Here is a 5,780-nt window from a genome sequence, read left to right as displayed (position 1 = left end):
GGGTGGGGAGGCGGAGGCGCTTCAGGGATTGGAGGCCGCGGCCTGGTCTTCCTGTTCGCGGGACACCTCGCCGTGGAGCGCGGGCGGCTCCTGGCCGGGCAGGTCCTTGAGCAGCGCGCGCACGCGGCGCACGGCGTCCTTGCCGCCAATGCGGTTCTTCAGCCGCCCATCCGTGCCGAAGAGGAGGAAGGCGGGGTGCTTGTCCACGCCGTAGGCCTTGGCCATGGAGCCGTCATCCATGGCGATGGGGTAGCGCAGGCCGTGCTCGCGCGCGAAGCCCTCCACCTTGTTGGTGTCCCGGAGCTCCGTCTCGTTGTGGGTGACGTCCACGCCAATGACCTTCAGGCCCTTGGGCCCGTAGTCCACCACCCACTGGTTCACGGCCTCGAACTGCTTCGCGCAGTCCTCGCAGTCCATGGTCCAGAAGTGGAGGAGGACGGGCAGTCCATCGAGCTCCGAGACGTGGACGGGGGCGTTCACCCACCCGCCATCCGGGTCCAGCAGCGTGAGCGGGATTTTCGTCGAGGCCATACGGGCTCCCTATGGGAAGTGGAAAGCGCTTCAACGGGACGTGACTCAAGCTATGCATGCGCCACCGGTTGCTCCCGGCTGCGCGCCCGTCCGCTCGCCTGTCCGGCAAGGCCTGTTGGCCCGCTCCGCCCTCCGGTGGGCAGGCGGGCATGGAGACCGTGATGCGCATCCCCGACTTCGAACTGGAGCGGTACTTCGCGCGCTGGGAGTTCGCCGCGCCCTACCTCCTGTGCTCCTCCGACATCGAGGGCTGGCGCATGGCGGACCTGCTGGCGCTCGCGTCGCCGGAGGACCGCGCGCGCTGGGACGGGCTGACGCTCGGCTACACGGAGACCGCCGGCCTGCCCGCGCTGCGCGAGGCCATCGCCGGCATGTACCCGGGCCTCATCTCCGAGGACGTCCTCACCTTCGCGGGCGCGCAGGAGGGGATGTTCGTCGCGATGAACGTCCTCCTGGGGCCCGGCACGCACGCCGTCGTCACCTGGCCGGGCTATCAGTCGCTCTACGAGGTCGCGCGCTCCGTGGGCGCGGACGTGACGCTGCTGCCCCTGCGCGAGGAGGACGGCTGGGCCCTGGACCTGGACGCGCTCACCGCGGCGCTGCGCCCCGACACGCGCCTGGTCGTGGTGAACTTCCCGCACAACCCCACGGGCTCGCTGCTGGACCGCGCGACGTTCCAGAAGCTGTGCGCGCTGTGCGACGCGCGCGGCATCCACCTCTTCTCCGACGAGGTGTACCGCCTGCTGGAGTACGACGCGAACGACACGCTGCCGCCCGCGGCGTCGTGTCTCACGAAGGGCGTGAGCCTGGGCGTGATGTCCAAGGCGTTCGGGCTCGCGGGCCTGCGCGTGGGCTGGCTCGCCACCCGGGACGCGGAGTTGCTCGCGCGCTGCCGCGCCTTCAAGGACTACACCTCGCTCTGCAACAGCGCCCCCAGCGAGCAGCTGTCCCTCATCGCGCTGCGCGCCCGCGAGCGCGTGCTGGAGCGCAGCCGCGGCCTGCTCACCGCGAACCTCGCGCGGCTGGATGACTTCTTCGCGCGCCACGCGGACACCTTCCACTGGGTGCGCCCGCGCGCCGGCAGCGTGGCCTTCCCCCGTCTGCTGCGAAACATCCCGGTGGCTCGTTTCACTGAGTCACTGATTACCCGCGAGGGCGTGTTGCTGTTGCCGGGCAACGTGTATGGCTTTCCGGGCAATCACTTCCGGTTGGGGTTGGGACGCGCCAACCTGCCGGAAGCACTGGAGCGGCTGGAACGCTTCGTGCGGGACGGCGCCCTGGACGCGCTGGAGTGACTCCCAGAGCCAGCGCGGTGCGTCAGGGTTTCCACTGACGACTGGACTTTCGGCTTATCGCCTTCATCTGAAACAACCCCTAGAGTGGTTGTCCCCTCGCCCGGCCTGGGGCCGTGCGGAAGCCCTCTCATCCCCCCGAGAGGCCAGGAGACACACCCCGATGAAGATGCTGATTGGCGCGGCCGTGACCGCCGCGACGCTGTTGGTGGGTACCGAAGCCGCCGCGACGAACTACACGCTGTGGATCCACGGCCGCAACGGCGGCAAGACGCAGGCGGGCAACTACAACGACTTCAGCTACTGGGGGCCGTCCACCACCGCGGCGGGCGTGAACAAGAAGGCCGTCAACTGGAACGGCACGCAGCGCGTGGGCGCGGAGAACTACCGCATCCGCAACGCGCTGGACTGCTTCTGCACGGGCACCAACTCCTGTTACATCGCCGTGCACAGCGCCGGTGACCTGCAGATCGGCTACGCGCTGTCGCTGTACGGCACCAGCACGCGGCAGGTGAAGAACGCCACGCCCAACTCCAATGGCGAATGCGGCAACGCGGGCACCGCCACGCAGAAGGGCTGGAACATCAAGTGGGTGGCCGTGGCGTCCGGCGCGGGCGGCGGCAGCGAGCTGGCGGACCACGGCGACTGGGCGGTGAGCGAGCCCCTGGTGAGCGACCTGGTCACCACCACGGCGCGCTCCATGTACAACCACAACGCCACGGCCAACGTGGAGTTCCTCATGTTCGCCGGCTCCAAGGGGACGCTGTACTCCGGCATCCTCCCGGGCCAGGACGACGAGGCGGTGGCCTACCACTCCACGGGCGGTGTCTCCGGCAGCAGCGGTGGCTCCTACTGCAACCCGGGCGACTGGTTCTGCGGCGGCACGCTCAACCTGCTCAAGAACGCGTGCAGCGACGGCCGGGCGAAGTGGAGCTTCCACTCCGTGTACCTCCGCGACGATGGTGAGTCGTACAACCACTACGCCAACGGCAACTGGGGCGGCATCGTCTCCAAGGTGCGCGAGTACATGGCCCAGTACGCGTACTAGAATGAAGGCTTCCCCCGCCCCCTCCGGCGAAGCCCGCTCATGACACGCGACGACGGCCCCATCCCCTCCGCCTCCCGGCTGCGCCACGGCCGGTGGTTGCTCGCCCTCGTGCCCCTGGTGCTCGTGGGCGGGGCGGTCTTCTGGTGGCAGGGAAGCGAAGGGGCTGAAGCGCCGGAGGGCGCACCGGAGCCCGCCTCCGCCCCGGTGCCCGACCCCCGCGAGGTGGCACGGGCACCGGCGGAGCGCTCCAGCGCGGCCATGGCGGCCGAGCCCGCCGCGCCGTCGCTGCTCAGCCCGGAGGCCCGCGAGCGCGAGGCCCGCCGCGAGCTGTGGCAGAAGCGGCTGGAGCGCGCGAAGCGCTCGTTGGAATCCTACGTGGCGGCCACGCGCTATCCGCCCGAGTCGCGGCCCAGCCGAGAGCACCCGGACCAGCTGGAGCTGGCGGAGCCGGAGCGCACCCGGCCGCTGAGCCCCAAGGCGGCGGAGGACGGCACCTCCGACGTGCAGCTGCGGCTCAAGCAGGACAAGGTGTTCGTCGTCGGTGACGAAGCGGTGCTCTTCACCGTGGCGTGCGAGGACGCGCGCCGCGCGCCGCGCCCGTGCGAGGTGGTGTCCGCGCAGGCGCACGAGGCGGACCACCTGGCGGACGCGGGCGGCGTGCCGGGCGTGCCGGTGACGTTCGTGGACTCGGGCCAGGGCGGCGACGCGGTGGCGGGTGACGGGATGCTCACCGGGCGCTTCCAGCCGTCGAAGCAGGGCTTCGCGATGTTCTCCGGCACGCTGCGCGTGGCCCTCCGCGTGCGCTCGGGGTCGCTGGAGGACTCGGCGTTCTTCGACGTGCTCTACACGCCCGCGCCGCCGGCCACGTTCACCGGCAGGGTTCGCGAGGTGCTGGAGGGCGGGTCGCTGGACCTGTACCTGCCCGTCCAGGTCCGCAAGGCGGGGCGGTACGTGGTGTCCGGCCGGCTGGACGACGAAGGCGGCGTGCCGTTCGCGGTGCTGTCCTTCAACGAGGAGCTGCAGGAGGGCGCGCAGGAGGTGAAGCTCAACGTCTTCGGCAAGGTCGTCCGGGACGACAAGCCCACGTTCCCGCTGACCCTGCGCGACGTGGAGGGCTTCCTGCTCAAGGAGATGGGCGACCCGGACCGCGAGCTGATGGTCACGCTGCGCGGGCCCGTGCACACCACGCGCGTGTACTCGCTCGAGCAGTTCTCGGATGCCGAGTGGAGGAGCCCCGAGCGCGACCTCTACACCCGCGAGCTGGAGAAGGACGTCATGGAGGCGCAGAAGCAGCTGGACGCCGCGCTCTCCGACACGCCCGAGCCCTGAAGCGTCAGGGCCCGCTCAGGGGCCGTCAGGATTCGAGCGGAGGCGGCGGAGGCGTGGGGGCCGCGTCGACCTCCACGAGGTCGGCGTCCTGCACGTCCTCGATGTCCGCCGTCGCGTCAGCGGCCTCGGGGGCCACCACCACGGCAGGCTCCGGTTCGGAAGCAGGCGCCTCGCGCCGCGCGGGCGGGAGCGCCGTGCCCGTCGAGAGGGCCTCCGCGTAGGCCGCGGAATAGGCGGCCTCGGCCTGGACGGCCTCCATCGTGAAGTCGTCCGCGTCCGCGAGGAAGTCATTCGGCGACGGGGCGCTCGGCGGCGCCTCCGCTGACAGCGCCTCCGGCCCGCCGTCCTCCAGCGTGGCCAGGAACCCGTCCGATGCGTCCGGCGCGCCGGACGTCTCCAGGCCGTCCGCGTCGCCCGCCGCATCCGGAGCCGCGTCGTCCATGTCCAGGTCGTCGCTCAGCGCGGCCAGCTCCTCGTCGCTCAGGCCGGACAGGTCCCCGGACTCCAGGAGGAAGAGCAGGTCCTCCGCCTCCTGCGCGGAGACGGTGCTCGGCAGGGTGTCCAGGTTCTGCAGCTCCCACGCGGCCGCGTCGGGGGACAGGATGTCGGAGGGGTCCAGGGACGGATCCGCTGGCGCGGCCTCCGCGCGGCGCTCCGCCTGCTGGAAGTGGCGCGCCTGCATGAGCGGCGTGGACGACTGGGGCATGCCCAGCCGCTGCGCGTACGCGGGGGCGGCGGCCTCGAAGGTGCTCTCCCCCGCGAAGGTGCGCAGGTGGGGGTTCTCCAGCAGCGCGGCCCGGGCCTCCGGCTCCTCCAGGCCCGCCGCGCGCCCCCGCGTCTCCGAGGACGGGTCGGAGGTCAGCCCCAGGTCCTCGAGCAGGGCGCCGGCCAGGTCGCCGTCGGCGTCCGCCCGGAAGTCGCTCGCGTCGGAGAAGCCCCGCCGCACCGGATCCACCGGCGTCATGGGCTCCTGCTTCACCGGGGCGGTGACCTCCAGCTCGCTGGAGATGGACCAGGCCCGGGATGTCGAGATGCCAGAACCCACGCGGCGGATGGAGGTCATGGTTCTCCTCGGGTGATGGCCCGCAGGTCGGGCAGCTCATGCATTGTCCGCTGGGGCCGGCAGGAGTTGCTAGGGGGACGCGAGCAATGCCCATTCGCCACGATGCCCGGTATCCTACCGGCGCCCATGAGTCCCACCCTGACCGCACACGTGGACGCCGGTCCCGCGTCCCCCTACGAAGTCCGCCCTGGCCTTCGGGGTGTCACGCCCGTTGAAAAGTCGCGGCGGGACGGGGTGGAGACGACCGCAACGTCGGTCCTCGGACAGGGGAGTACGGGGGCGCGGAGGGAACGCGCACCCGGGCGCTCTCCAGCGGCGAGAACCCCATGGGGGAAGCCCGGGCATGAAGCGACCGGGCCGTTGGCCTCCCGTTTGCTGTCCGGGAGCCCAGCCAGGAGGCAGTGGTGATGAGATTCGAGTGCGCGGGGCAGACCCACATCGGTCGGCGTCCGCACAATGAAGATGCGTACTGCGTGCTGCCCGAGCGCGGGTTGTTCGTCGTGGCGGACGGCCTGGG

General features: G+C 71.3%; 5 protein-coding genes. 3 read left to right on the top strand and 2 right to left on the bottom strand.

Going from position 1 to position 5,780, the window contains the following annotated elements:
* Positions 1-21 precede the first annotated feature (21 nt).
* Positions 22-531: a peroxiredoxin gene (locus D7W82_RS37965; RefSeq protein WP_120622935.1), complete on the bottom strand. Its 510-nt coding sequence runs from the start codon at positions 529-531 to the stop codon at positions 22-24.
* Positions 532-692: 161 nt separating this feature from the next.
* On the opposite strand from D7W82_RS37965, the gene D7W82_RS37960 reads away from it, so the two are divergent.
* The 3 genes from D7W82_RS37960 to D7W82_RS37950 all read left to right on the top strand — a co-directional run bounded on the left by D7W82_RS37960 (position 693) and on the right by D7W82_RS37950 (position 4,200).
* Entirely contained in the window at positions 693-1,826 is a 1,134-nt protein-coding gene (locus D7W82_RS37960; RefSeq protein ID WP_120622936.1) for an aminotransferase class I/II-fold pyridoxal phosphate-dependent enzyme, read from the top strand.
* Positions 1,827-1,986: 160 nt separating this feature from the next.
* Entirely contained in the window at positions 1,987-2,871 is an 885-nt protein-coding gene (locus D7W82_RS37955) for a hypothetical protein (protein ID WP_120622934.1), read from the top strand.
* Between the two features lie 39 nt (positions 2,872-2,910).
* On the top strand, positions 2,911-4,200 hold the full coding sequence (locus tag D7W82_RS37950; RefSeq protein WP_120622933.1) for a hypothetical protein: 1,290 nt from the start codon (positions 2,911-2,913) through the stop codon (positions 4,198-4,200).
* 25 nt (positions 4,201-4,225) lie between these two features.
* On the opposite strand, the gene D7W82_RS37945 is transcribed toward D7W82_RS37950, so the two are convergent.
* Complete coding sequence (locus tag D7W82_RS37945; RefSeq protein ID WP_120622932.1) at positions 4,226-5,263, bottom strand: hypothetical protein; 1,038 nt, start codon at positions 5,261-5,263, stop codon at positions 4,226-4,228.
* Between the last annotated feature and the right edge of the window lie 517 nt (positions 5,264-5,780).

This window comes from Corallococcus sp. CA049B, assembly GCF_003611685.1.
In the GTDB taxonomy this organism is placed as follows: Bacteria; Myxococcota; Myxococcia; order Myxococcales; family Myxococcaceae; genus Corallococcus; species Corallococcus coralloides.
Note: the sequence above shows the minus strand (reverse complement) of the source record. Positions and strands in the feature narration are given on the sequence as shown.